Raw genomic sequence first — 24,317 nt, forward strand, 5'->3', positions numbered from 1 at the left:
CCAAATTCAGGCTGACTGGCTATCTCCCTATGATTCGACAAAAAACACTCCAGAATACGATCCGCGCCACAGGCGTTGGTCTGCACTCAGGTGACAAGGTTTACCTGACGCTGCGTCCCGCTCCGGTCAACACCGGCATCGTCTTCATCCGTACCGATCTCGAGCCGCAGGCTCATATCCGTGCCGATGCGATGAGCGTCCGTGACACCACCATGTGCACCGCCGTCTCCAACGGTGAAGCCAAGGTGACGACCGTCGAGCACCTGATGTCCGCCTTCGCAGGCCTGGGCATCGACAACTGCTTCGTCGAGCTGTCCGCGCCGGAAGTGCCGATTATGGACGGCAGTGCGGGTCCGTTTGTCTTCCTGATCCAGTCCGCTGGTATCCAGGAGCAGTCGTCGCTCAAGAAGTTCATCCGCATCAAGCGCGAGATCGAAGTGCGTGATGGTGACAAGGTCGCGACCTTCCTGCCGCACAACGGTTTCAAGGTGTCCTTCGCCATCGACTTCGATCACCCGGTGTTCGAGCAGCAGAAGCAGACCACCACGGTCGACTTCTCTACCACCTCCTTCGTCAAGGAAGTGTCTCGCGCGCGTACCTTCGGTTTCATGCGTGATCTCGAGTTCCTGCGCTCCCAGAACCTCGCGCTGGGCGGAAGCCTCGACAACGCCATCGTCGTCGATGACTATCGCATCCTCAACGATGAAGGCCTGCGTTACGACGATGAGTTCGTCAAGCACAAGGTGCTGGACGCCATCGGTGACCTCTACCAGCTGGGTCACAGCATCATCGGTGAGTTCCGTGGCTACAAGTCCGGTCATGGCCTCAACAACATGCTGTGCCGCGCGCTGCTGGAAAATGCCGACAGCTACGAGATCGTCACCTTCGAGAACTCCGATGCGATGCCGATTTCCTATGCCTCTCCGGCGCTTGCCGTCTGAGTCGAGGCCAATGACATCTGCGAAAGCTGCAAGACGAGGTATTTCAGAAGAAAAGCACTCAGAGAGACAGTACGAGCAGAACACTGTGACCTAGCCCGTCCAGCCTGACAGCACTGCTCCGGCCTTAGCCAGCCGGAGATGGAAACGACAACAGCCGCGCCGCCCTTTTGGGCGGCGCGGCTGTTTGCATGCAAGACAACAAATTTCTTGGTTCCCTCAGGGCGTTTCGGTGTCGTCGCTCGAATCCGATGCGTGGGCCGCCAGTCGCTCCAGGGCGAGGCGCAGACGCTCGTCCCGGGTATGTGAGGCGCAATCCAGCAGATGTTCCGCGGCGGCCTCTGGCAGGTGGCGTGGTTGGCGTGCGGGCACGAAGGCCGGGCGAATCGGGCGGACCTTGAAGGCCAGGCGCGCGAGGGTGGCAAGCTCTGGCAGCTCGCGCAGCACACTGATCAGGCGACGCTGCTCATAGCGCAGCCAGGTCAGCCAGGAGGCGCGGCTGGTGATCAACGTCAAGGTGTCATCGTGATAGCCGCCGACGAAGACCTGTTCCTGCATGTCCTTGGGCAGTGCAGCACGCAGGTGCAGCTGGGCCTGCTCGAGCATGCGCGCCTGGCGCATGACGCTGCCAAGTTGCCCCTTGCCGTTCAACAGGCGCGCCGCGGGCTGGGCGCGGAAACGCTTAGCCTTTATACTCATGGGCTTGCATGCCGGTTCAGTGATTTCCGGCAATCTATCATGAGCGGGAGTCCGGCAACAGCATGAGCCCTGTCGATGCCACAGCACGCCCTCGTGCGTTACCGGATTCCGGTAGCGGCGCTTCGCGTCGCTGGTCGGTACGCACGGCGCCGCGCTGGCTGCTGGCAGGCCTGCTGCTCAGCTGTCTGTTCCCCGCTGGACTGAGCGCAGCGCAGGTCGAGCGCGTCAATCTGACGCTGGCCAGCATCCAGTTGCTGGCACCCGCGGTGATTCGTGCCGAGAGTCGCCGTCAGGGGCTGCGCTGCCTGCGCAAGCGGGTGCGTCGTGCGCCCCAGGCCAGCCCCAACCTCCCGCGCCAGCGCTCCTTCGTTTCCTGCACACGCGTCCTGCTGCGTGGCCTCGTCAATGCCATCGCGCCGCGTGCGCCGCCCATTCTGTCCTGACACCCCGTTCATCGTTCGCGCCGCGGATGATGAGGTTCGTTTTCTCTTTCGAGCGTAATGCCTGATGGGCCCCGGGCCACATCGAGCTGCCTGTCATCGCGTTTGGCGGCAGCGCTTGAGTGTCATGATATGTGAAGGCGTGACCCGGCCCCGGGTCACGTACAAGGACAGAATATGCTGGGTAAATTCCTGACCAAGGTAGTAGGTTCCAAGAATGATCGCGAAGTGAAGCGCCTGCGCAAGCGGGTCAACGCGATCAATGCGCTCGAGAGCGAGCTTGAACCGCTCTCCGATGAGGCGCTGACAGCCAAGACCGCGGAATTCCGCGAGCGTCTCGCGCAAGGGGAACACCTCGACAAGCTGCTGCCGGAAGCCTTCGCGACCGTGCGTGAGGCCAGCAAGCGCATCATGGGCATGCGTCACTTCGATACCCAGATGGTCGGCGGCATGGCGCTGCACGAAGGTCGCATCGCCGAGATGAAGACCGGTGAGGGCAAGACGCTGGTGGGGACGCTGGCGGTCTATCTGAACGCACTGACCGGCGAAGGTGTCCACGTGGTGACGGTCAACGACTATCTGGCCACCCGTGATGCCAACTGGATGCGTCCGCTGTATGAATTCCTCGGCCTGAGTGTCGGTGTCATCTACTCCGGTCAGCCTAACGAAGACAAGCGCGCCGCCTATCAGGCCGATATCACCTACGGCACCAACAACGAATACGGTTTCGATTACCTGCGCGACAACATGGCCTTCTCGCTGGAAGACAAGGTCCAGCGCAAGCTGCACTTCGCCATCATCGATGAGGTCGACTCCATCCTGATCGATGAGGCGCGCACGCCGCTGATCATCTCCGGTCCGGTGGAAGAGAATACCGACCTCTACAAGATCATCGATCGCATGGCGCGCGAGCTCGAGCAGTGCAGCGATGAGGAAGATCCGGAAAGCGGCGACTTCACCCTCGATGAGAAGCAGAAGCAGGTCGAGCTGACCGAGTTCGGTCACCAGAAGGTCGAGGCGCTGCTGCGTGCTCAGGAGCTGCTCGGGGAAGAGGATTCCCTGTATGCGGCCCAGAACCTGAGCCTGCTGCACCACGTGCACTCTGCGCTGCGTGCCCAGAACCTGTTCGTGCGTGACGTGGATTACATCGTCAACAACGGCGAAGTGGTCATCGTCGATGAGCACACCGGGCGTACCATGGTCGGTCGTCGCTGGTCTGAAGGCCTGCACCAGGCGGTCGAGGCCAAGGAAGGCGTTGCCATCCAGAAGGAAAGCCAGACGCTGGCATCCACGACCTTCCAGAATTACTTCCGTCTCTACGACAAGCTGTCCGGCATGACCGGTACGGCCGATACCGAGGCCTTCGAATTCCGTCAGATCTACAACCTCGACGTGATGGTCATCCCGACCAACAAGCCCATCGCGCGCAAGGACATGAATGATCTGGTCTATCTGACCGCGGAAGAGAAGTTCAACGCCATCATCGAGGACGCCCGCGAGAAGGTCGCGGAAGGTCGCCCGGTGCTGGTGGGTACCGCCTCGGTCGAGACCTCCGAGCTGCTGTCGCAGATGATGCACAAGGCGGGCGTCAAGCATCACGTCCTGAACGCCAAGCAGCACGTCAGCGAGGCTGCCATCATTGCCCAGGCGGGTCGTCCGGGTGCCGTGACCATCGCGACCAACATGGCCGGTCGTGGTACCGACATCATGCTGGGCGGCAACTGGGAAGCCGAGCTTGCCGAGCTGGAAGCGCCGACCGAAGAGCAGATCAACGAGATCAAGCATGGCTGGCAGGAGCGTCACGAAGCCGTGCTGGCCGCGGGCGGTCTGCACGTGATCGGCTCCGAGCGTCACGAATCACGCCGTATCGACAACCAGCTGCGCGGTCGTGCCGGTCGCCAGGGTGACCCGGGCTCCACGCGCTTCTTCCTGTCGCTGGAAGACAGCCTGATGCGCCTGTTCGGCTCTGACCGCGTGCAGCGTCTGATGGGCGCGCTGGGACTCGAGAAGGGCGAAGCCATCGAGCACAAGATGGTCTCCAATGCCGTCGAGCGCGCGCAGAAGAAGGTCGAGGGTCGCAACTTCGACGTGCGCAAGCAGCTGCTCGAGTACGATGATGTCGCCAACGACCAGCGCAGCGTGATCTACGAGCAGCGCAACGACATCCTCGAAGCCGACGAGATCGCTGAGAACATCGCCGGCATCCGTCGCGAGGTGCTCGATGACGCCATCTCCCTGCGTGTGCCGCCGCAGAGCCTGCCGGAACAGTGGGACCTGCCGAGCCTCGAGAACGACCTCAAGACTGACTTCAACCTCGACCTGCCGCTGGTGCAGTGGGCGGAAGAGGACGAGCACTTCCATGAGGAAGCGCTGCGCGAACGTCTGCAGGCCGCCCATGAAGCGCTTTACGCCGACAAGGTCGAGGCCGTTGGCCCTGAGCTGATGCGCCGCTTCGAGAAGCAGGTCATGCTTCAGGTGCTGGACACGCGCTGGAAGGAGCACCTGCAGGCGATGGACAACCTGCGTCGCGGCATCCACTTGCGCGGCTATGCCCAGAAGAACCCGAAGCAGGAATACAAGCGCGAAGCGTTCGAGCAGTTCCAGACGCTGCTGGTCAACATCAAGTCCGACGTGGTGCGCATTCTCAGCCACGTGCAGGTGCGTCGCCAGGAAGAGGTCGACACGCTGGAAGAAGAGCGTCGTGCCAACCTCGAGCGCGAGCAGGCCAGCGCCGAAACGCGCCGTGTAGATGAAGATGCGGTCAGTGAAGACGGTGTCCAGGCGGCCGAAGAGGTCGTCGAGGCACAGTACGGTGCGCAGCCTCAGGCCCAGGGCGATGGCGAGCCGATGCGCCGCGATGTGCCCAAGGTCGGCCGCAACGACCCGTGCCCGTGCGGTTCCGGCAAGAAATACAAGCAGTGCCACGGCAAGCTGAGCTGACACTGCGCCAAACAGCCTCCCTGCGCGTCACGTCGATTCGGCTCGCAGGGGGCAGTTGTCACAGAACACCATGATTGGAGACATGAACGATGGCGGTAGGGCCTTCCACTTTTCCCGCTGACATGCCGGCGATTGCCGGCTTTCAGATCGGGGTTGCTGAAGCCGGTATCAAGAAGCCGGGTCGTCGTGATCTGGTGATCATGGCCCTCGAGGCAGGGTCGCGTCTTGCAGGCACTTTTACCCGCAACGCCTTCTGTGCGGCACCGGTCCATGTCGCACGTGAGCACCTCACGGCAGGCGTCGAAGGGCCGCGTTATCTGGTGATCAACACCGGCAATGCCAATGCGGGGACTGGCGAGCAGGGCATGACCGATGCTCGCGCGACCTGCCAGGCCTTGGCGGAGATCGCCGGCTGTGATGCAAAGGCAGTATTGCCGTTCTCGACCGGCGTGATCGGTGAACCGCTGCCGATGGATCGCCTGACGGCGGCGTTGCCGACAGCCTTTGCCGACCTGGGCGAGGGCGACTGGTCTGCCGCGGCGCATGGCATCATGACCACCGATACGCGGCCCAAGGGCAGCTGGCGGACACTTGCGCTGAGCAATGGCGAGAGCGTGACGCTGGCGGGTGTCTCCAAGGGCTCCGGCATGATCTGCCCGAACATGGCGACCATGCTGGGCTTCGTGGCCACCGATGCTGATCTCGCCATCGATCAGGCGGCGCTCGATGCCATGCTGCGCCGGGTGGTGGTCAAGAGCTTCAACAGCATCACCGTCGATTCCGATACCTCCACCAATGACGCCTGCATGCTGGCTGTCACGGGGCAGGCCGGGCGCATCGAGGGTGAAGACCTGATCGCGTTTGAGGCCGCCCTGGCGGAGGTCATGCTCGAGCTGGCTCAGGCCATCATTCGTGATGGCGAGGGGGCGACCAAGTTCGTCACCATCGAGGTCAGCGAGGCGCGTTCACAGGAAGAGGCGCGTGCCGTCGGCTTTACCGTCGCGCACTCGCCGCTGGTCAAGACAGCGCTCTATGCCAGCGACGCCAACTGGGGGCGCATTCTGGCGGCCGTCGGACGTGCGCCGCTGGAAGAGCTGGACGTCACGGGTGTCGCGATCACGCTCAATGGCGTCACCATCGTCGAACAGGGCGGCCGTGCCGACAGCTACACCGAAGCCGCCGGCAGTGCCGCCATGGCCGAGGAAGAGCTGGTGATCGGCATCCGCCTGGGACGTGGACAGCAGGAAGCTCGCATCTGGACATCGGATCTGTCCCACGATTACGTCTCGATCAACGCTGATTATCGTAGCTGACGCCCCAGGGCGGAGGCTTGTGCTGAAACGGTAATGCAATATCTCCCGCAGGCTTCGCCTCTCGAGGCGGAGTCGGATGTACAACGCGAGTCAAAGGTACAGGCATCATGCCGAAGCGAAGGGTTCACGTGGCGGCTGCCGCCATCTTAAACGAACAGGGCCAGGTCCTGATTGCACGTCGTCCCTCGACGGTGGATCAGGGCGGCTTGTGGGAGTTTCCGGGTGGCAAGCTGGCGCCTTACGAAACCGGTCTGGAAGCGCTCAAGCGTGAGCTGTGCGAAGAGCTGGGCATCGAGATCATTCGTGCTCAGCCGCTGATCCGTATTCATCACGAATACCCGGACAAGCACATCCTGCTGGATGTGTGGGAAACGCGTCAGTTCACTGGCGAGCCCTTTGGCCGTGAAGGGCAGGCAGTGCGCTGGGTCGAGATCGAGGATCTCTACAAGTACGCCTTCCCGGCGGCGAATCTGCCGATTCTGCGGGCGGTCTCGCTGCCGCGCGAGTACCTGATCACGCCGGAAGAGGCCGATGAGAACGTCTTCGAGACGCGTCTGACGCGTGCGCTGGATGAGGACGGGGTGCGTCTGGTCCAGCTGCGCGCCAAGGAGCTGGATGAGGCGGCCTATATCGCGCGTGCCGAGAAGGCGCTGGCGATCTGTCATGCGCGTGGTGCTCGTCTGCTGCTCAACGCCGAACCGTCCATGCTCGGCAAGGTCGATGCGGATGGTATCCACCTGACCAGCGTGCGTCTGGCGGAGCTGGCGGAAAAGGGCGAGCGCCCGATTGCCGGCAACAAGTGGCTGTCTGCCTCTACCCATGATCAGCAGCAGCTGGACCAGGCCGGTCGTGTGGCGTGTGACTTCGTGTCACTGTCGCCGCTGCGTGTGACGCCGTCGCACCCGGAGCGTCCGCCGCTGGGCTGGCATGACTTCCAGGGGCTGGTCGAGCAGGCGTGCATGCCGGTCTATGCGCTGGGTGGCATGTCCCGCTATGACAGCGATCACGCACGTGCTGTCGGTGCCCAGGGTATCGCATCGATCCGTGATTTCTGGAAGTGATGATCGCGCGTTGATGGCAGTTGTCTGAACGAAAAAGACCCTCGAGGCTAGCCTCGAGGGTCTTTTTTATGCCCAGCGTCTTGAGTGTCTAGCTCTGCATCAGCCTGAACCAGCAGGACTCTCTCGAGCGCTACTGTTGATGCATGTCGCGTTCCATGCGCGCCACCATCTCGTCGATGCTGGTCTCATCCATGGCGGGCTCACCGGCGATGCTGTGGGATTCGTCAGCCCAGGCGCCAAGATCGAGCAGTTGGCAGCGCTTGCTGCAGAAGGGACGAAATTCGCTGGCGGCACTCCATACCACGTCGGTACGGCATTGCGGGCAAGCGACGGTCAATGGTGTCTTGCCATTGTGGGAAGCGGTGGCATCAGACATGAGGGGTGTCCTGAAACGGTGTATGGGGGGCGCTCAGTGATCGATAGTAGGCATCCATGGCCACTACCTGTTCACGAAGATGCGCCTGGCTTCCGTCATTGTCGATGACATCGTCGGCCTTGGCCAGTCGTGTCTCGCGTGGCAGCTGGGCCGCGAGGATGGCGCGTACCTGCGCCTCGCTGACACCATCGCGGCTCAGCGTGCGCGCCAGCTGGACATCCTGGCTGACATCCACCACCAGGGTGCGTGAGACGAGGCTGTCCTGGCCGGACTCGAACAATAGCGGAGAGACTAGCAGGCGATAGGGACTGGTCATGGCCGCCAGATGTTGCACTATCCGCTCCCGGATACGCGGATGGGTGCAGCGCTCCAGCCACTGGCGCTCCTCGGGGGCAGCGAAGATCCGCTCACGCAGCGTGGCGCGATCAAGCTCGCCCTGCGCCGTGACGATCGACTCGCCGAAGTGGGCGATGATCTCGACCAGTGCGGTCTCGCCGGGGCGCACGATCTCGCGCGAGACATCATCGGCATCCACCCACTGGATGCCCAGCTCGCCGAACAGCCGCGCGACGCTCGATTTGCCACTGCCGATGCCGCCGGTGACACCGATGATGGGGCCTTGGGTTGGAGAGGACGTCGTCATGCGCCGATCACGCTCAGGTAGAGGCTCATCAAGGGCGTACCAAACAGCAGGGCGATCCAGCCGGCAACCGCCAGGTAAGGGCCGAAGGGCATCGGGGCGCCGCGCAGACGCGGTACCAGCAGTTGCAGCAGGATGCCCAGAACGGCCCCGAGACCGGCGGACAGAATCAGCAACAGCGGCAACCACTGCCAGCCGAGCCAGGCACCAAGAGCGGCAAGTAGCTTGAAGTCACCGTAGCCCATGCCTTCCTTGCCGGTGACCAGCTTGAATAGCCAGTAGAAGCTCCACAGCACCAGATACCCCGCCATCGCGCCGATCACGGCACTGGGCAGCATCAGAGGCTGGAACAGCAACTGATAGGCGAGGCCTGCCCACAGCAGTGGCAGGGTGATGGCATCTGGCAGCAGCTGGGTGCGGAAGTCGATGACTGACAGCACCAGCAGGGTCAGACAGGCGCCGAAGATCCACAGGCTCTGTGCCTCCAGGCCGTAGATCAGCGCGATGGACGCGCCAAGCGTGCCACCGGCCAGTTCCACCAGCGGGTACTGCGCGCTGATGCGCGTATTGCAGCTGGCGCAGCGACCACGCCGTTTCAGCCAGCCGAGAATGGGGAGGTTGTCGTGCCACTTGATCGGCGTGTCACAGCCCGGGCAGCGTGATGCTGGCACCAGCAGATTGAAGCGCGGTGTGTCTTCGGCTTCCAGCTCCAATGCCTCGCGGGCCTCGGCGCGCCATTGGCGCATCATCATCACGGGCAGGCGAGTGATGACGACATTCAGAAAGCTGCCAACCAGCAAACCGAATATACCGGCCAGGCAGGCCTGCAGTGTGGGGGAAAGTTGGGCGAGTGATTCCACGAGTCGTCCTTGTCAGTAAATGACACGGCCGCGTCCTTTTGGTGGCGCGGCCGCTTGGCATGAAAGCTTCTTTCGAGACAAAAGGCTGCGTGCTAGATCGCGTTGCCCAGCTCGAAGATGGGAAGATACATCGAGACCACAAGCCCGCCCACCAGGGTGCCTAGCACCACGATGATCAAGGGCTCCAGCAATGAGGTCAGCGCATCTACCTTGTTGTCGACGTCTTCTTCATAGAAATCCGCCACCTTGTTGAGCATGGCATCCAGTGAGCCGGATTCCTCGCCAATCGCCACCATCTGTACCGCCAGTGTCGGGAACAACTGGGTATTGCGCATGGCAAAGTTCAGTTGCTGGCCGGTAGAGACATCTTCCTTGATCTGAGCAATGGCGCGCTCATACACCTTGTTGCCTGAGGCGCCGGCGGCAGTATCTAGCGATTCCACTAACGGAACACCTGCCTGGAAGGTCGTGGCCAATGTGCGTGAATAACGAGCGACAGACGATTTATCCAGAATATCGCCGAGCACAGGTACCTTGAGCATGAAGCGGTGACTGGCATAGGCAAACTTCTCAGAGCGCTTGATTCCCTGCGCAATAAGTACGACGGTCAGGATTATCGCGCCTAATGCCACATACCAATAATTCTGCGCATACTCGGACAAGGTGATCGTCAGCTGGGTAAATGCTGGCAGCTCTGCGCCGAAGCCTTGGAAAAGGCTTTCAAATTGCGGGACTACCTTGATCAACAGGATCGCTGTTACCCCGATCCCGACGCCTATCACGGCGATAGGGTAATAAAGGGCTTTCTTGACGCGCGCCTTGAGTGAATCAATCTTTTCTTTATAAGTCGCGACACGGTCGAGCATCTTGTCCAGGGCACCAGCTTGTTCGCCGGCTTCAACAAGATTGGCAAACAGGTTATCAAAATGCTGAGGGTGTTTGCGCAAGGCTTCCGAAAAGCTGGCGCCTGCCCCCACCTGATTCATCATGTCTTCGACCAGATGACGCATGCCTGGACTCTTCATGCTTTCAGCCACGATGCCAAATGCCTGAAGTACCGGTACGCCAGCACGGATCATGGTCGCCATCTGACGGGCGAACATGGTGACATCCTTGCCACTGACCTTCTTGCTGCCGCCAAACAGGGAGGACTTCTTGCGCAGGCGCTTGACCACGATCCCCTGGCTGACCAGCGTGTTCTTGACCTGATCGACGTTGGCCGACATCAGCTCGCCCTTGACGTTTTCACCGCGCGAGTTCTTGCCCGACCATTGCCAAGTTTCAATGCCCGCTTTTTTCTTGTCTTTCCTGGCAGTTCTGGGAGTTGCCATGTCAGTTATCGTTCCCTGATAAATGGGGAGCAGGCATTGAAGGTCGAGCCATGATCAATACCTGGGTCATCTTGTCTTCAATGTGCCTGATGACTGAGCAAAAGTCAGCTATCTGGCGTATTGATCGCTGTCGCCAGCATGGACAACCATTACATGCTCCGCCTGCAACAGCGACTCAGTCCTTGGTGATGCGATTGACTTCTTCCAGCGAGGTCATGCCCGACATCACCTTGCGCAAGCCGCTACGCCTCAGGTCTGAAAGCCCTTCCTTGCGCGCCTGGTCTGCCAGCTCGATGGCGGTGCCCTCACGCATGATCAAGCGGCTCATCTCATCCGAGATCGGCATGACTTCATAGATGCCGACGCGCCCCTTGTAACCCAGCGTGCACTGACTGCAACCGACAGGACGGAATATGGTCGCCGCCTCGAGTTCTGCTGCGCTGAAGCCATTGTCTTCACTGAAGCCCATCGAGGCCATTGCCTCAGGTGGAATCTCCGCTGGCTGGCGGCAGTGGGTACACAGGCGGCGAGCAAGGCGCTGAGCGATGATCAACGAGACGGAACTCGCGATGTTGAAAGGGGCAATCCCCATGTTGCTCAGGCGTGTCAGTGTCTCGGGCGCCGAGTTGGTATGCAAGGTAGAAAGTACCAGGTGACCGGTCTGTGCCGCCTTGACGGCAATCTCGGCGGTTTCCTTGTCACGAATTTCCCCCACCATCACCACATCGGGATCCTGGCGCAGGAAGGCGCGCAGGGCCGAGGCGAAGTCCAGGCCGATCTTGGGCAGCACGTTGACCTGGTTGACGCCTTCTACCTTGAGCTCGACCGGGTCTTCCGCCGTCGAGATATTGCGCTCCGGTGTATTGAGGATATTCAGGCCGGTGTAGAGCGTCACGGTCTTGCCGCTACCGGTCGGGCCAGTGACCAGGATCATGCCCTGTGGCTGATCCAGTGTCTTCTCGAACATGGCGCGCTGCTCGGGTTCAAAGCCCAGCGCCTCGATGCCCATCTTGGCCGAACTGGGGTCCAAGATACGCAAAACCAGCTTCTCGCCATACACGGTGGGCAGTGTGTTGACACGGAAATCGATGGAGCGAGACTTGGACAGGCGCAGTTTGATCGCACCATCCTGTGGTAAACGGCGCTCAGAGATATCCATGCGCGACATGACCTTCAGGCGTGCCGAGATACGATTGCGCATATTGAAGGGCGGGCGGGTATTCTCGACCAACATGCCATCGATACGAAAACGAATGCGATAGGTGGATTCGTAGGGCTCGAAGTGGATATCCGAGGCGCCACGCTTGATGGCATCCAGCAGCACCTTGTGAACGAAGCGCACCACTGGAGCATCATCGCTGCTGGCCGTGATGGCCATGTCGTGTTTGTTATCTTCTTCACTTTCGAAATCCAGTCCATCGAGCGCTTCACCATCTTCGTTCAGCATGTCCATGGCGCTTTCTTCGCCGGCTTCCAGGTACTGTTCCAGTGCTGGCGTCAGCTGGTCGGCGGCAACCAGGACACTCTCGATCGACAAGCCAGTGGCAAACTGCAGTTCATCAAGGTGTGTGAGCGTCGAGGGGGAGGGCACGCCGACGGTCAAGCGATGCTCACGGCGATAGAGTGGCAATACCCCCAGCTTGCGCAGGACCTTCTCAGGCAGCTCATCAATGGAGGGCAGCGAGTCGATACGAAGGGCATCGAGATCCACATACGGCAAGCCGTATTCCCAGGCGGCCGCCAATGTCGCATCACGTGCCGTCACCAGGCCATGCGCGATGATATGCAGCAACAGGCTTTCCCCAGCCTCATTGGCTTCCTGTTCAGCCAGCTGTGCTGCCTGTGGTTCGAGCAGGCCAGAGTCGACCAGTCGTGCAGCAAATCCTTTTAGCGTGTGTTCTGACTGGGGCATGACACTCTTCCTGTTGCAGTTGTCGATGGGCCTACTTTGACTGCTTGAAACGTGAAGCATGCGCTGATGCGCTGTGCGCGAGCTCTGGAGCGGCAAGTCATCGTATTACAAACATCGTCTTGCAGAAGAGTGTAGCTGGATTGCCCAGTGCTAGGAATGGCGCATTCGTGACATGAGAAGGGGATAGAGCTAGTAGAAGGAGGTAGCCAAACACTGTTGGGTCGGGAGTAACGTTGAAGAGCGCCTGAGTCTCGATCACAAAGTTTTTGTGTTCGTTGCTTGCAATGTCACCGAGTGTAATCTATTGTAACAACCAAGCAGCCGTCAGCGCCGCCAAGCAAGCGTCTTGCGACATGGCAATGGCACCTGAACTGTGGCTGTGGTATCACTCGTCCCGTCCGGTCGACACCCCGTGATATCAAGATGTTATGCTGACGAAGATGTTGTTGGGAATATTGGAATAAACGCCTACACTGACATTCTTCTGTAACATCCTGCTGGCTAGGGAAGGTAACCGGGGTTTCAGGACGTACGACCTGATCTCACTACGCAAATGCAAGGGAGTCACACCATGACACGCAAGCAAGCTGGTTTTACATTGATCGAGCTGATGATCGTTGTGGCGATTATCGGTATTCTGGCGGCCATCGCTATTCCACGTTACCAAGATTATACAGTACGTGCTAAAATGTCTGAAGTTATCAATATGATGACTCCAGCAAAAGCTTCTATCTCAGAATCTTACGTATCTAATGGTGCCTTCCCAGCGACTGCCCTAGCTGCTGGAGTAGAAGATGGCGCTCAAGGTAATTATATTGCTTCAGCTGCATACGCAACGGCAGGCGAAGGGGACGAAGCTACTGCTACTATTATATATACCCTAGATACCGCTGCTAACGGAGTGCCGTCTGAAGTGGCTGGAAAGAAAGTTGGAATGAAAGCCTCCATTGTTAATGGAGCTGTTGATTGGGCGTGTGGAATTCCTTCTGCTGATAATGTTGAAGAGCAATACTTGCCAGGCAGCTGCCGTGAATCAATTTAAGTATAAATAAAAAACCGCCCTTTGGGGCGGTTTTTTATTGTGCTCAATAAAGCGCTTCTTCCTCTTCCACCACATCCTTCAGTAGCTCCAGGAACAGCTTGTCTGCATCGGAGTGCTCTGCTGGATCTTCCGGGATATGGATGCTGGTAGTGTCAGATATCTCGTTGGCGATGATAGCTAGCACTGCTTGCTCATTCTTTCCTTGTTCTGCCCCTTCCTTGAGGCGCGCTCGCGCCACGACCAGTGACTGCTCGAGAATCTTCGGGTCTTGCAGCAGCTTGCGGATGAAGCCTTTCAGCTCACTGATGATACGTGTCTTGTGCATTTCGCCGGATGCGTTGCTCATGGCGTGCTCCTTGTCTGGTGGATGTCTGTCTTTGTTCGAGGGTGAATTCTGGTCTAGATGACGATGCCTGAAACGCTTTTGAGCGCTTTTGAACGGTGAGGGGACCAATCCAGGCCTGCCTTGAAACTCATGAAACCATGTCTGCCTTTGCCTGCAGTGTAACCCACACGTCAGCGCTGGTGGATATGTGACATCACACCGATCTCCAGCTTGCCAAACCACACAAGACCGGCTGCGAGGCGTTCCATCTCGGCGATCGATGCGTTGCGTGAGTCAGCGTCGTGGTTACATTGCAGAGCCGTTTCTGAGGCGGCTTCCGTAGTACAACCCGGCAGCTCCAGCAGGATATCCACATGCGGGGCTGACGCATCGGTATCAGTAGACGCGGTGGTATGGTTGACGTAATGCAGGGTGAGGCCGCTGCGCGCCTGCCAGAGGGGTGACTGCTGCCAGCATTCCTCGAGTGCGGAGATGATGTCGCTGCGCAGGGGCAGGGGCTGCTGCAGCGTGGGCTGAGCCAGGCTGGCCTGGCCGAGATGCGAGTCATCTTCGGGGTCGATGTGATAGAGCACATCACTGAGCTGGGGGAATTCGGTCTTGAGGCGAGCCACGGCGTGATGACCGATGGCATGGCCTTCCGAGACGCTGATGCGTGGCGCGACCAGCAGATGGACTTCCAGCACGATACGGCCGGCCAGCGTGCGGCTGCGCAGGTCATGCGCGCCACGCACCTCCGGCAGTGACAGCAAGCACTCACGCATGGCGTGTTGCTGTTCGCGTGGCAGGGCGGTGTCGATCAGTTCGCGTGAGGCCTCCCAGGCCAATGAGGCGCCGATCTTGCCCACCATGACGCCAACGATGACCGCCGCGATGCCATCCAGCCAGCTGGCCCCCAGCTGGGTACCGATCAGGCCTATCAGCACCGCTACGGTGGAGAGCGCATCGCTGCGCGAGTGCCAGGCATTCGCCTCCAGCAGCTTGGATTTCTGCTTGCGCGCGACCTTCAGCGTGGCGCGAAAGATACCTTCCTTGCCGAGCAGCGAGATGATCGCGATGCCGATGCCCAGCGCGCCGGGTAGCGGAATGGTCAGTGAGCCGAACATCAGCTCCCAGCTGCGCAATATGCCTTCCCAGCCAATGGCGCCCGCCACGGCCAATAGCAGACTGCCGAGTACCAGAGTGCCGAGCGTCTCGATGCGCTCATGCCCCCACGGATGTGAGCGATCCGGCGCCTGGCGGCCGTAGTGAGTCGCCACCAACACGAAGGCGTCTGTCACGAGGTCTGACAGGGAATGGATGCCATCGGCGATCAGCGCCTGCGAGCCGACCAGCTTGCCGATGACGAGCTTCGCGACACCCAGCACGCCATCCAGCGCCGCGCCGATCAAGGTGATGCGCTGTGCTTCACGCTTGGCGCTTGCCGTGCTGGCGGCATCTGCGGGTGACGATTGAGGCATGGGAAGGCTCGCTCAAAGGGGAGTCGGGTGCGTCATGAAGTCAGCGCCTACTTCTGCGCAGGCCGGGCAGGAGTCAGCGCACGCAGCTGTCTTCAGAGATCTCGCCGCTGGGGCGCAGGCGCCGCGCGAGGCTGTCAACGACGATATTGAGTATGGCGGTGAGCACCAGCAAGGCAAATGCCTGATCAAACATCAGGTATTCGAAGCTAGAGTCGATATGGAAGCCCAGCGTTACCACCCCCAGCATGCCGAGAATGGCCGTCTCGCGAATGATGGTCTCGGCGCGGTAGAGCAGCAATGCGAACATGCCGGGAGCGACACGCGGGTTGAGCTCATAGAGCCAGCATTCGAACTTGCCCTGCGGGCGACTGGGCGGCAGCTGAATCTGGTTGGCATGGCGAGCACACAGGAAGGCGATGATCGCGCCGTTGTGCAGCGTCAGCGCCAGCCAGGCGGGCAGCAGCGAGGGCCCCAGCAGCAACAGCAGGATGAAGGCCAGTATCAACTCCGGCGTGGTGCGCAGGAATATCAGCAGGCCGTTGGTCGAGTGTTGCGAGAGGCGGTTGCCCACATGACGGCTGGCCAGCGGCCACAGCAGCATGGCGATCAGCAGACTACCGGCGGTGCCCAGTAGGCCGAGCAGCAAGGTATTGCCGATGGCGGGCAGCAGATCGGGCAGGTGGCTTGCCCACTGCAGCAGGCCTGTCGCGAGCTCGCCCGAGGTCAGTGACTCGAATGATGCATTGACCAGCGGCGCCGGCCAGATGTCATGACTGATGAAGCGCCACAGCAGGGTCGGGCTGACATCGGGCCATGGCCCCAGCCACCAGAGGCTGGCGATGGCCAGTACCGGCAATGTCCGACGATGCCCCCACCATGGGAGCGTGGCGATCAGCAGATAGAAGATCCATAGCAGGGCGCCCGCCTCGGCGTAACGGCCCTCGCGAAAGGCGCTTTCCAGATAGAAGCCCAGCGTGGGCAAGCCGACGAAACCCAGCAGAACACTGGCGCGCAGTCCGCATTCGAAGCGATAGCGGGTGTAGCTGGCCATGCGCCGCCACGCCATCGGCAGTTCTGCATACACAAAGCGCATCGCGCGCGAGCTGGCGCAGGGTAGCGCCTTGAGTGGCGCCTGCGGCAGTTGTTCGAGAATCTCGGCATAGACCTTGGCGAAGGTCGCCGCATAGGGAATCGTGATCGCCGCCAGCGCCGTGGCGGCCGATAGCCCGAACACCTGCAGCAACAGCAGGGCCCAGAATAGCTCATGCACCGCGCGCAGCCCGGCACAGATGCCCCGCAGCAGGCGCGAGCGAGAGTAGACCAATGCCAGCGGCAGCCCAATCAGCGCGCCCAGCAGGGTGCCCCATAGCGCGAAGGCGATGGTCAGGATCAGAGCGTGCAGCGGGGATTCCAGCGCGCCGGGAGCCGGCGACGCCAGACCCGCCAGCATGCGGCCCAGTTCCTGCCAAGGGTCGCGCGAGGTAACGGAGAGATCGGCGAAGGGAACCAATACCAGCATGGCGATGATCAGACCACCACCGAGGCGCAACAGGCGCGCGCCGTCACTGCGTGCCTGCCACCAGCGAGGAGGATGGCGCAGCTCTGCTGTCATGGTGGAGGGGTCAGCTGACATCGGATGACTCGCGGGTCGCCGCAGCGGGGTACAGGAAATCCAGGTCGCCGGGCGTCAGTCCGTCGGTCGCGACATCCAGCAGCACGCGCCCCTGGCCGTCAGTCTGCTTGCCAAGCCCGATCACGCGCGTGAAGTGAGTGAGCGCCAACTCGCGCTGATGGAGCGCTACCACGCTGGTGGCGTGGCGGGCGTGAATCAGCTGGATCAACTGGCTGGCCTGATGCGGATCCACGCTTGCGACGGGCTCGTCACCGAGGAACAGATCATGGCCCTGATAGAGCGCACGTGCGATGGCGACACGCTGGCGCTGACCGCCGGAAAGCGCCTCGACGGAGCGCTCCATCAGGCCGGCGATACCCAGCGGTTCGCACAATGTGGCGACCGCCTGCCAATGGGCCGGTTTCGGGCGCAGCAGATTGAGCAGGTTGGTCAGCCGTGAGTGCTGGTCCAACCGGCCCATGAAGATGTTGTGGTAGACCGACAATTGCGGCACCAGTCCCTGGCGTTGAGGGCACCAGGCGGCCGCTACGTCGCGCTGTTGCAGCGCGGCGCGCAGGGCTTCCAGCAGCGTGGACTTGCCTGCGCCACTGGCACCGAGCAAGGCGATGCGCTCGCCCGGCAGGAGGCGAATATCCAGATCACGCAAGACCACCTCGGCGCCATGGCCGAGGTGGTCTTGCGAAAGGTGCAGCAGTGGAGAGGGTGTTTCCTGGGTCATGAGCTCAGCGCAGCAGACCGAGCTGTTCACCGACGGTCTTGATCGGTGCGTAGTCATCGTTGCTGGCCGGAATGAAGCCGGAGCGCGGGAAGCTCTCGAGCAGGTCCGGGTCCTTCATGTCCAGCAGGGCCGTGGTGACGTGGGCGGTGAAATCCGCGCCGAAGTGGCTGTCGGCATCGCCACGAATGGTCCACTGATAATCCGGGTAGGCCGGCGTCTGCCACAGCACCTGTACCTTGCTCGGGTCGACCTTGCCGTCCTTGACTGCCGCTTCCCACACCGCGAAGTTGACCGCGCCCACGTCATAGGTGCCGGCGGCGACCAGTGCGATGGTGCGTGAGTGGTCGCCGGAGAAACCGACGCGGCTGAACAGGGCGTCCGGCGCCTGCTGGAACTGCTCGCGCAGATAGTATTCCGGCATCAGGCGGCCTGAAGTGGAGGTCTTGGCGCCGAAGGTGAAGGAGTGGCCTTCGAGGGAGTCGGGCAAGGCATCCAGCGGCTCGGCGGCATCGCCGGCCAGCTTGAGGTCGCGACGCGCGATGAAGTAGCTGCGGAAGGCGGCGTCTTCCACGCCCTGGGCGATGGCGACGGAGCCCGGCACCATCTGACGTGCCTGAACGCCTGTCAGGCCGCCGAACCAGGCCATCTGGATCTGGTCATTGCGGAAGGCGCTGACGGCGGCGCTGTAGGATTTGACCGGCACATACTCGACATCGACGCCCAGCTTCTCTTCCAGATAGTCGGCGACCTTGTCGAAACGCTCGACCAGGCGTGACTCGTCTTCATCCGGAATTGCCGTGAACTTGAAGGTGTCGGCCTGAGCCAGACTCATGGTCACGGGAAGGGCGGAAATCAGGGTCAGAGCAGCAGTGGCCAGCCAGCGCATGGGAAGCATCCTCAGCATTCACGACATGAGACATCATGCGGCGAGCACCGCATGTCAGGGGGTATGGCGCGTATTGTTGTGTCTTGATCACGCGGGTGCAAGCCCCGCGCCATGCCTGAAGGATCGCTCAAGTGACGCTGAAGAGTCAGTAGCGCGTTGAATGGCTGCGCAGGAAGAGCTCATTTGCCGTGGCGGGGGCTGATGACCTGGTGGCGAGTGCTCAAGACTCCGGTGGGAAACGGGTGTCCTTCAAGCTGTCCTTGATCTTCTTGAGGTGCTGCTGGAAGTCTTCTCCACGGCGCAGCGTCACGCCGGTGGCCAGCACGTCGATCAGGGCCAGGTGGATCATGCGTGAGGTCATCGGCATATAGATATCGGTGTCTTCCGGTGCCATGACTTCCAGCACCTCGGTGCACTCGCGCGCCAGCGGAGAGTCCGGTGCGGTGATGCCCAGTACCGCGGCGCCATTGCTGCGTGCGAGCTTGGCGATATCGACCAGCTCACGGGTGCGTCCGGTGTAGGAGATGATCACGATCACGTCGCCGGTATGGCAGGCGGCGGCCACCATGCGCTGCATGAGCACATCTTCATAGGCCATTACCGGCAGGTTGAAGCGGAAGAACTTGTGCTGGGCATCCGCCGCGACCGGGCCTGAGGCGCCAAGGCCGAAGAAGCAGATCTGCTTGGCCTGGCTCAGGTAGTCGACGGCGCGTTCGATGCGTCTGGGGTCCAGTGCGCGGCGGGCATCGTCGAGCGCAGCCACGGTGGCGCCGAGAATCTTGTCGCCATAGGCCGCGGCATCATCATTCTGATCGACACTGCGCGACACGTAGGGCGTGCCACCGGCCAGGCTCTGGGCCAGCTTGATCTTGAAGTCGGGGAAGCCCTTGGCGTCGAAGTTGCGACAGAAGCGGTTGACGGTCGGCTCACTGACCAGTGAGGCCTGAGCGAGCGCCGCGATGCTCATGCCGGTGGCCGCAGCCGGGTCCGCCAGAATGACGTCGGCGACCTTGCGCTCGGAGCGATTGAGCTCGTCGAGACGTTCACGGATGCGATTGATGAGGTCGTGTACTGCCATTCGCCTGTTACCCTGCCATTGTGTAGTGAAATAACTACGTAATCTGGGCATCCTAGCCTCACTCGTCTGGTAGGCCAAGCATCTCTTTGGGTCACTTGCTGATCCAGGGGCGCGAAGGACGAGGTGAAAGCGAAAGCGCCGCTGACTACCACTTTTAGGTAAGTTTACCTATTTGTGGGGCGAATTGTCTTGAGTGATAGCGGCGTTATCGCTACATTTGTTGTTAATATAACCAGCCATGTATCGCCAACGCCTTCCCGGTGCCGTGTGTCATTCGAGCCTCTCCTCGCCGCGCCAGCCTGCGCAGCCTTCCAGGAAGCGGGTTCGAAGTCGCCCACCTTGTCGGTCATTTCGGCATACAGGGCAGTTTCGACGGGAGAAATCGGCGGCATGAGTTCCGACATCATTCCGGGCGTGGATATTGCCCTGTTCGGCGCCTTGGGCGACCTCGCCAAGCGCAAGCTATATCCAGCCCTCTATCACCTCGACCGTGACGGTCTGCTCGAGAAGGCAACTCGCCTGATCGGTCTGGCGCGTCAGGATGTCAGCCTCGAATCCTTCAAGGACACCGTGCAGGCGGCGCTCAAGGAGCGCGTCAAGCCGGAACACCTCGAGAAGGAATGCATCGAGCGCTTCCTCTCTCGCATCAGCTATGCGGCGCTGGACTTCAGCACCGTGGAAGGGTATTCCGCGATCGCCGATTGGCGTGTGGATGCCAAGGGCAAGCCGTCGCCGCGCCCGCTGATGATCTATCTTTCCGTACCGTCGCGTATCTACGGCGACATCAGCAGCAATCTGCAGGCGGCTGGCTGCCTCGACGAGCACTCGCGTGTCGTGGTCGAGAAGCCTATCGGTTCTGATCTGGAGAGCTCGCGCGTCGTCAACGACGCGATCGGCGCCGTCTTCCACGAATCCCAGATCTATCGTATCGATCACTATCTGGGCAAGGAAACCGTCCAGAACCTGATCGCGCTGCGCTTCGCCAACCCGATGTTCGGCAATCAGTGGAATCAGAACCAGATTTCCCACGTCGAGATCACCGTGGCGGAGAAGGTCGGCATCGAAGGGCGCTGGGGCTACTTCGATCAGGCCGGTCAGCTGCGTGACATGGTTCAGAACCACCTGCTGCAGCTGCTGTGTCTGATCGCGATGGACCCGCCGTCCAACCTGGACGCGGACGCCATTCGTGACGAGAAGGTCAAGGTGCTCAAGGCGTTGCGCCCGATCACCGGCGAGCGTCTCAACACGGATCTGGTGCGTGGTCAGTACATCGCGGGTGCCGTCGATGGCCAGCACGTGCCGGGCTATCTCGAGGAAGAAGGGGCCAACACCGAATCCCAGACCGAGACCTTCGTGGCCTTCAAGACCGAAGTCTCCAACTGGCGCTGGGCCGGTGTGCCGTTCTACCTGCGGACCGGCAAGCGCATGCCGGAGAAGCTGTCACAGATCGTTATCCACTTCCGTCAGCAGCCGCACTACATCTTCGATCCGGACCAGCGCTCGCTGGCGGCCAACAAGCTGATCATTCGTCTTCAGCCGTCCGAAGGCATCTCCCTGCAGGTGCTGACCAAGGACTCCGGTCTCGACAAGGGCATGCGTCTGCGTCCGGGCCCGCTGGATCTCGACTTCAACAGCGCCTTCCCCAAGCGCCGTATTCCGGAAGCTTACGAACGTCTGCTGCTTGAGGTCATCAAGGGTCAGCAGTATCTGTTCGTGCGTCGTGACGAGATCGAACACGCCTGGCGCTGGGTCGATACCCTCATCGATGGCTGGGAATCCCGCGCCGCCACGCCGCGCCGTTATCCGGCCGGCTCCTGGGGGCCCGTCTCCTCGATCGCGATGATCACGCGCGATGGTCGCAGCTGGTATGAGGAGTATTGAGATGAGCGCCACCGTGACTGAGCAGGACCCGCGCGTTCAGACCGCACACTCTCTCGCCGAGTATCTGGCCGCTGCCTTGCGTGCTGATCTCGACGTTGATCCGTCAGCGCGTGCGCTGCTGGTGGTTTCCGGCGGCTCCACGCCCAAGCCGCTGTTTGCCGCGCTGCGCGACAAGCCGCTGGATTGGTCGCGGGTCGATATCACCCTCGCTGATGAGCGTTGGGTGAGCGAAGACGCCGATGACAGCAATGCACGCTTCGTGCGTGAGCACCTGCTGAGCGGTGCGGCCAGTGCCGCTACCTTCCATCCGCTGACCAACGCCGAGGCAGAGCCGGAGGACGGTTGCGCAGAAGTGAGCGCTCGCATCGCGGCGCTCCCCTGGCCGGCCTCTGCGCTGATTCTCGGCATGGGCGGCGATGGCCATACGGCCTCGCTGTTCCCGGATGGTGACCGCCTGCAGGAAGCGCTGACCAGTGCGGATTGCTGTGTCCCGATGCGTGCACCCAGCGTACCGCAGGCGCGTATCACGCTGTCTCTCGAGCGTCTGCGCCAGACGCGTCGTACCGTGCTTCATCTCACGGGGACCGACAAGCAGGCCGTGCTGTCGCGCGCGCTGAGCGACGTCGAGGCGGTCAGTGAACTGCCGATTCGTGCCTTCCTGTCCGCGCCGCTGGCGCTTTACTGGGCCCCCTGATCACATCGGCCGTGGCCAGCCACAAGGGAGGCTGGTCGCGGCACAAGGAGAACGCCATGAGCTTTGAAAAACAGCTTCCGTCGACTCGTACCACCGAGATCGACAGCATCTGCCAGAAAGCCTCCGTGCTGCCGGTGATCGCCGTCGAGCGCATCGAGGACGCCGTACCGCTGGGCAAGGCCCTTTACGAAGGTGGCCTGACCGTACTGGAAGTCACGCTGCGTACCGACTGCGCGCTGGAAGCCATCCGTCTGATGCGTGAAGCGCTGCCCAACGCCAGCATCGGTGCCGGCACCGTGCTGACGCCGGAACAGTATCGCCAGGTGGAAGAGCTGGGTGTCGACTTCATCGTCACGCCGGGCACCACCGAAGCGCTGTACCAGTATGGCGTGACCAGCAGCGTGCCGATGCTGCCAGGTGTCGCGACCGTCTCGGAGCTGATGACGGGCTGGCAGTACGGTTACCGTCGCTTCAAGTTCTTCCCGGCGGAAGCCGCGGGCGGCGTCAATGCGATCAAGTCCTTCGGTGGCCCGATCAGCGAAGCTCGCTTCTGCCCGACTGGTGGCATTTCCCTGAGCAACGCCGCTGACTACCTCGCGCTCAAGAACGTGATGTGTGTCGGTGGTAGCTGGGTCGCGCCGCAGAAACTGATCGATGCGGGTGACTGGGATGGTATCCGCGAGCTGGCGCGTGAAGCCTCAGAGCGCTTCCACCGCTGAAGCCTGATATCTGGATGAGTGCTGGTCACTGATCCAGCGGTTGCCTGCCAGCGTCATGCACACCGTCGTGCTTGAGGCTGACAGGCTGCCAGTACTGCTCTCTCTCGACAGCTTGGCTGTTGCTTGTGACCCGTCTCTCGCGAGGCGGGTCTTTTTTATGCGCGTCATCAGGGGAGAGAGGCGAGGCTAACTTGTCTGGCTGGAGTCGCTGGGCTGGTTGTGATCCCGGTCTCAGCGCTGCGGCGTGCTCAGCTGACAGTAGAGGTCATCCAGCAAGGGCAGGGCCAGCCCATGTCGGGCGGCAGTGCGGCGCAATGGGCCAAGGATCGCCTCGACCTCGGTAGGGCGTCCGGCGAGCACATCCTGCAGCATCGAGGCGCGATTGTTGGCGGTCGCGCGGATGACCTGCTCGACCAGCGCCTGCCAGCCTCCCCTTGGGGCAGGGATGCCTTCGCTATCCAGTACCGCGCTGATCTCCTCGACCGCCTGGCGCACCATCGGGGCAAATGGCCGGTCGCGCAGCTGGCCATTGCGAATGCGATAGCGTGCCACCAGGGGATTGATCGCCGCATTGATCGCCAGCTTGTGCCACAGGCGAGTCTGGATGTCCGGTGTCTGCTCGCACGCAAACCCTGCAGCCCTGAGCCAGTCACATTGTACGAGAGCGGCCTGGTGGGACTGGCTGTCGGGCTCGCCGTCGCCGTCGCCATCACCGTCACTCTGCCATGCGCCCAGCCAGGTGTGGCCGCGCCCGGCGTGTTGCACGCCAAGGTGCTGGAATTCATCCGCTGTCGAGTCAGCGTCAGGCGTCGCGTTTGCGCCAGTCTCGGCTGGCAGCCAGGCGCCTTCGGTGGTGCTGGCGCATAGCAGGTTGGCGTGGCGTTCGGCCAGCCACGGCTGAGCGCTCAGGCCATTCTGCCAGCAGGTCACGGGAGTCTCGGGCGTGATATGGGGGGCCAGTTGCTGCCAGACGCCGGGTACGCCGTGGGCCTTGGTCGTCAGCCAGATGGCGGAAGGCTTTCTGGGTGGCGAGTCTTGCAGTGTGTCAATTGTTGAGTAATTTAACTTTACGCTAAAAGTAGGCGATTCCGGCGTGGTCATGTCGAGCACGACCGCTTGCCCCGCCATTGCCTGACGCCCCAGCAGCAAGACACGCGGTAGTGCTGATGTTTCGTGTTCACAAAGCTCCCGCTGGCGTGCCTCCATCAGTGATGCCGCCAGCAGGCGCCCGATGGCGCCCGGGCCGATGATCCACAGCCAGTTATCTTCCGGATCAGTCATTGTGTGCATATTTGTCATCTTGTCATGGAGAGCAGGGCAGAGCAGAGCAGTGCGTGAGCGCGGGAAAGGCCG

At 61.4% G+C, this 24,317-nt stretch carries 22 protein-coding genes; 9 read left to right on the forward strand and 13 right to left on the reverse strand.

Annotation, left to right across the window (positions count from 1 at the left end):
- Positions 1–29 precede the first annotated feature (29 nt).
- Positions 30–941, forward strand: coding sequence for a UDP-3-O-acyl-N-acetylglucosamine deacetylase (gene lpxC / locus U0O11_RS03660; RefSeq protein WP_054555085.1), 912 nt, complete (start codon positions 30–32; stop codon positions 939–941).
- 216 nt (positions 942–1,157) lie between these two features.
- Here the strand turns inward: lpxC and U0O11_RS03665 are convergent, their stop codons facing one another.
- On the reverse strand, positions 1,158–1,637 hold the full coding sequence (locus U0O11_RS03665) for a DUF721 domain-containing protein (protein WP_054555084.1): 480 nt from the start codon (positions 1,635–1,637) through the stop codon (positions 1,158–1,160).
- A 62-nt stretch (positions 1,638–1,699) separates the two neighbouring features.
- On the opposite strand from U0O11_RS03665, the gene U0O11_RS03670 reads away from it, so the two are divergent.
- The 4 genes from U0O11_RS03670 to U0O11_RS03685 all read left to right on the forward strand — a co-directional run bounded on the left by U0O11_RS03670 (position 1,700) and on the right by U0O11_RS03685 (position 7,391).
- Positions 1,700–2,080, forward strand: a complete 381-nt coding sequence (locus tag U0O11_RS03670; RefSeq protein WP_043332488.1) for a hypothetical protein — start codon at positions 1,700–1,702, stop codon at positions 2,078–2,080.
- A gap of 174 nt (positions 2,081–2,254) precedes the next feature.
- Positions 2,255–5,017, forward strand: coding sequence for a preprotein translocase subunit SecA (gene secA / locus U0O11_RS03675; RefSeq protein WP_317292722.1), 2,763 nt, complete (start codon positions 2,255–2,257; stop codon positions 5,015–5,017).
- A gap of 89 nt (positions 5,018–5,106) precedes the next feature.
- Entirely contained in the window at positions 5,107–6,330 is a 1,224-nt protein-coding gene (gene argJ, locus U0O11_RS03680; protein ID WP_317292723.1) for a bifunctional glutamate N-acetyltransferase/amino-acid acetyltransferase ArgJ, read from the forward strand.
- 107 nt (positions 6,331–6,437) lie between these two features.
- Positions 6,438–7,391, forward strand: a complete 954-nt coding sequence (locus tag U0O11_RS03685; RefSeq protein WP_324691714.1) for a Nudix family hydrolase — start codon at positions 6,438–6,440, stop codon at positions 7,389–7,391.
- 130 nt (positions 7,392–7,521) lie between these two features.
- On the opposite strand, the gene yacG is transcribed toward U0O11_RS03685, so the two are convergent.
- The 5 genes from yacG to pilB all read right to left on the reverse strand — a co-directional run bounded on the left by yacG (position 7,522) and on the right by pilB (position 12,510).
- Positions 7,522–7,767: a DNA gyrase inhibitor YacG gene (gene yacG, locus U0O11_RS03690; protein ID WP_043332481.1), complete on the reverse strand. Its 246-nt coding sequence runs from the start codon at positions 7,765–7,767 to the stop codon at positions 7,522–7,524.
- On the reverse strand, positions 7,760–8,410 hold the full coding sequence (gene coaE / locus U0O11_RS03695; RefSeq protein ID WP_324691716.1) for a dephospho-CoA kinase: 651 nt from the start codon (positions 8,408–8,410) through the stop codon (positions 7,760–7,762). Before coaE ends, yacG begins: the two co-directional genes overlap by 8 nt.
- Positions 8,407–9,267, reverse strand: coding sequence for a prepilin peptidase (locus tag U0O11_RS03700; RefSeq protein ID WP_324691718.1), 861 nt, complete (start codon positions 9,265–9,267; stop codon positions 8,407–8,409). Before U0O11_RS03700 ends, coaE begins: the two co-directional genes overlap by 4 nt.
- A gap of 92 nt (positions 9,268–9,359) precedes the next feature.
- Positions 9,360–10,598, reverse strand: coding sequence for a type II secretion system F family protein (locus U0O11_RS03705; RefSeq protein WP_324691720.1), 1,239 nt, complete (start codon positions 10,596–10,598; stop codon positions 9,360–9,362).
- 175 nt (positions 10,599–10,773) lie between these two features.
- Entirely contained in the window at positions 10,774–12,510 is a 1,737-nt protein-coding gene (gene pilB, locus U0O11_RS03710; protein ID WP_324691722.1) for a type IV-A pilus assembly ATPase PilB, read from the reverse strand.
- Positions 12,511–13,081: 571 nt separating this feature from the next.
- Between pilB and U0O11_RS03715 the strand changes: the two genes are divergently transcribed.
- A complete protein-coding gene (locus U0O11_RS03715) occupies positions 13,082–13,552 on the forward strand; it encodes a pilin (RefSeq protein WP_324691724.1) in 471 nt (156 codons plus the stop codon).
- Positions 13,553–13,595: 43 nt separating this feature from the next.
- On the opposite strand, the gene U0O11_RS03720 is transcribed toward U0O11_RS03715, so the two are convergent.
- The 6 genes from U0O11_RS03720 to U0O11_RS03745 all read right to left on the reverse strand — a co-directional run bounded on the left by U0O11_RS03720 (position 13,596) and on the right by U0O11_RS03745 (position 19,670).
- The gene (locus U0O11_RS03720; RefSeq protein WP_043332474.1) at positions 13,596–13,898 is read right to left on the reverse strand and encodes a hypothetical protein; all 303 of its coding nucleotides are present in this window, start codon (positions 13,896–13,898) and stop codon (positions 13,596–13,598) included.
- Positions 13,899–14,068: 170 nt separating this feature from the next.
- Positions 14,069–15,355 (reverse strand): cation diffusion facilitator family transporter, encoded by a 1,287-nt coding sequence (locus U0O11_RS03725; protein ID WP_324691726.1) that lies wholly within the window; start codon positions 15,353–15,355, stop codon positions 14,069–14,071.
- A gap of 73 nt (positions 15,356–15,428) precedes the next feature.
- Positions 15,429–16,988: an ABC transporter permease gene (locus tag U0O11_RS03730; protein ID WP_324691728.1), complete on the reverse strand. Its 1,560-nt coding sequence runs from the start codon at positions 16,986–16,988 to the stop codon at positions 15,429–15,431.
- The gene (locus U0O11_RS03735; RefSeq protein WP_324691730.1) at positions 16,978–17,706 is read right to left on the reverse strand and encodes an ATP-binding cassette domain-containing protein; all 729 of its coding nucleotides are present in this window, start codon (positions 17,704–17,706) and stop codon (positions 16,978–16,980) included. Before U0O11_RS03735 ends, U0O11_RS03730 begins: the two co-directional genes overlap by 11 nt.
- A 4-nt stretch (positions 17,707–17,710) precedes the next feature.
- Positions 17,711–18,592: a putative selenate ABC transporter substrate-binding protein gene (locus U0O11_RS03740; RefSeq protein WP_199852379.1), complete on the reverse strand. Its 882-nt coding sequence runs from the start codon at positions 18,590–18,592 to the stop codon at positions 17,711–17,713.
- Between the two features lie 220 nt (positions 18,593–18,812).
- Entirely contained in the window at positions 18,813–19,670 is an 858-nt protein-coding gene (locus tag U0O11_RS03745; protein ID WP_043332471.1) for a MurR/RpiR family transcriptional regulator, read from the reverse strand.
- A 390-nt stretch (positions 19,671–20,060) separates the two neighbouring features.
- Here U0O11_RS03745 and zwf point away from each other — a divergent pair, with 390 nt between their 5' ends.
- Genes zwf through U0O11_RS03760 form a run of 3 tightly spaced genes read left to right on the forward strand, consistent with a single transcriptional unit; the run spans position 20,061 to position 22,964 of the window.
- Complete coding sequence (zwf, locus tag U0O11_RS03750; protein ID WP_043332469.1) at positions 20,061–21,551, forward strand: glucose-6-phosphate dehydrogenase; 1,491 nt, start codon at positions 20,061–20,063, stop codon at positions 21,549–21,551.
- 1 nt (position 21,552) lies between these two features.
- A complete protein-coding gene (pgl, locus tag U0O11_RS03755) occupies positions 21,553–22,245 on the forward strand; it encodes a 6-phosphogluconolactonase (RefSeq protein ID WP_054555072.1) in 693 nt (230 codons plus the stop codon).
- A 56-nt stretch (positions 22,246–22,301) separates the two neighbouring features.
- On the forward strand, positions 22,302–22,964 hold the full coding sequence (locus U0O11_RS03760; protein ID WP_043332465.1) for a bifunctional 4-hydroxy-2-oxoglutarate aldolase/2-dehydro-3-deoxy-phosphogluconate aldolase: 663 nt from the start codon (positions 22,302–22,304) through the stop codon (positions 22,962–22,964).
- A 231-nt stretch (positions 22,965–23,195) separates the two neighbouring features.
- Here the strand turns inward: U0O11_RS03760 and U0O11_RS03765 are convergent, their stop codons facing one another.
- Positions 23,196–24,254 (reverse strand): ketopantoate reductase family protein, encoded by a 1,059-nt coding sequence (locus U0O11_RS03765; RefSeq protein ID WP_324691734.1) that lies wholly within the window; start codon positions 24,252–24,254, stop codon positions 23,196–23,198.
- Positions 24,255–24,317: the final 63 nt, after the last annotated feature.

Origin of the sequence: Cobetia sp. D5 (assembly GCF_035666195.1) — a bacterium.
GTDB classification, from domain to species: domain Bacteria; phylum Pseudomonadota; class Gammaproteobacteria; order Pseudomonadales; family Halomonadaceae; genus Cobetia; species Cobetia amphilecti.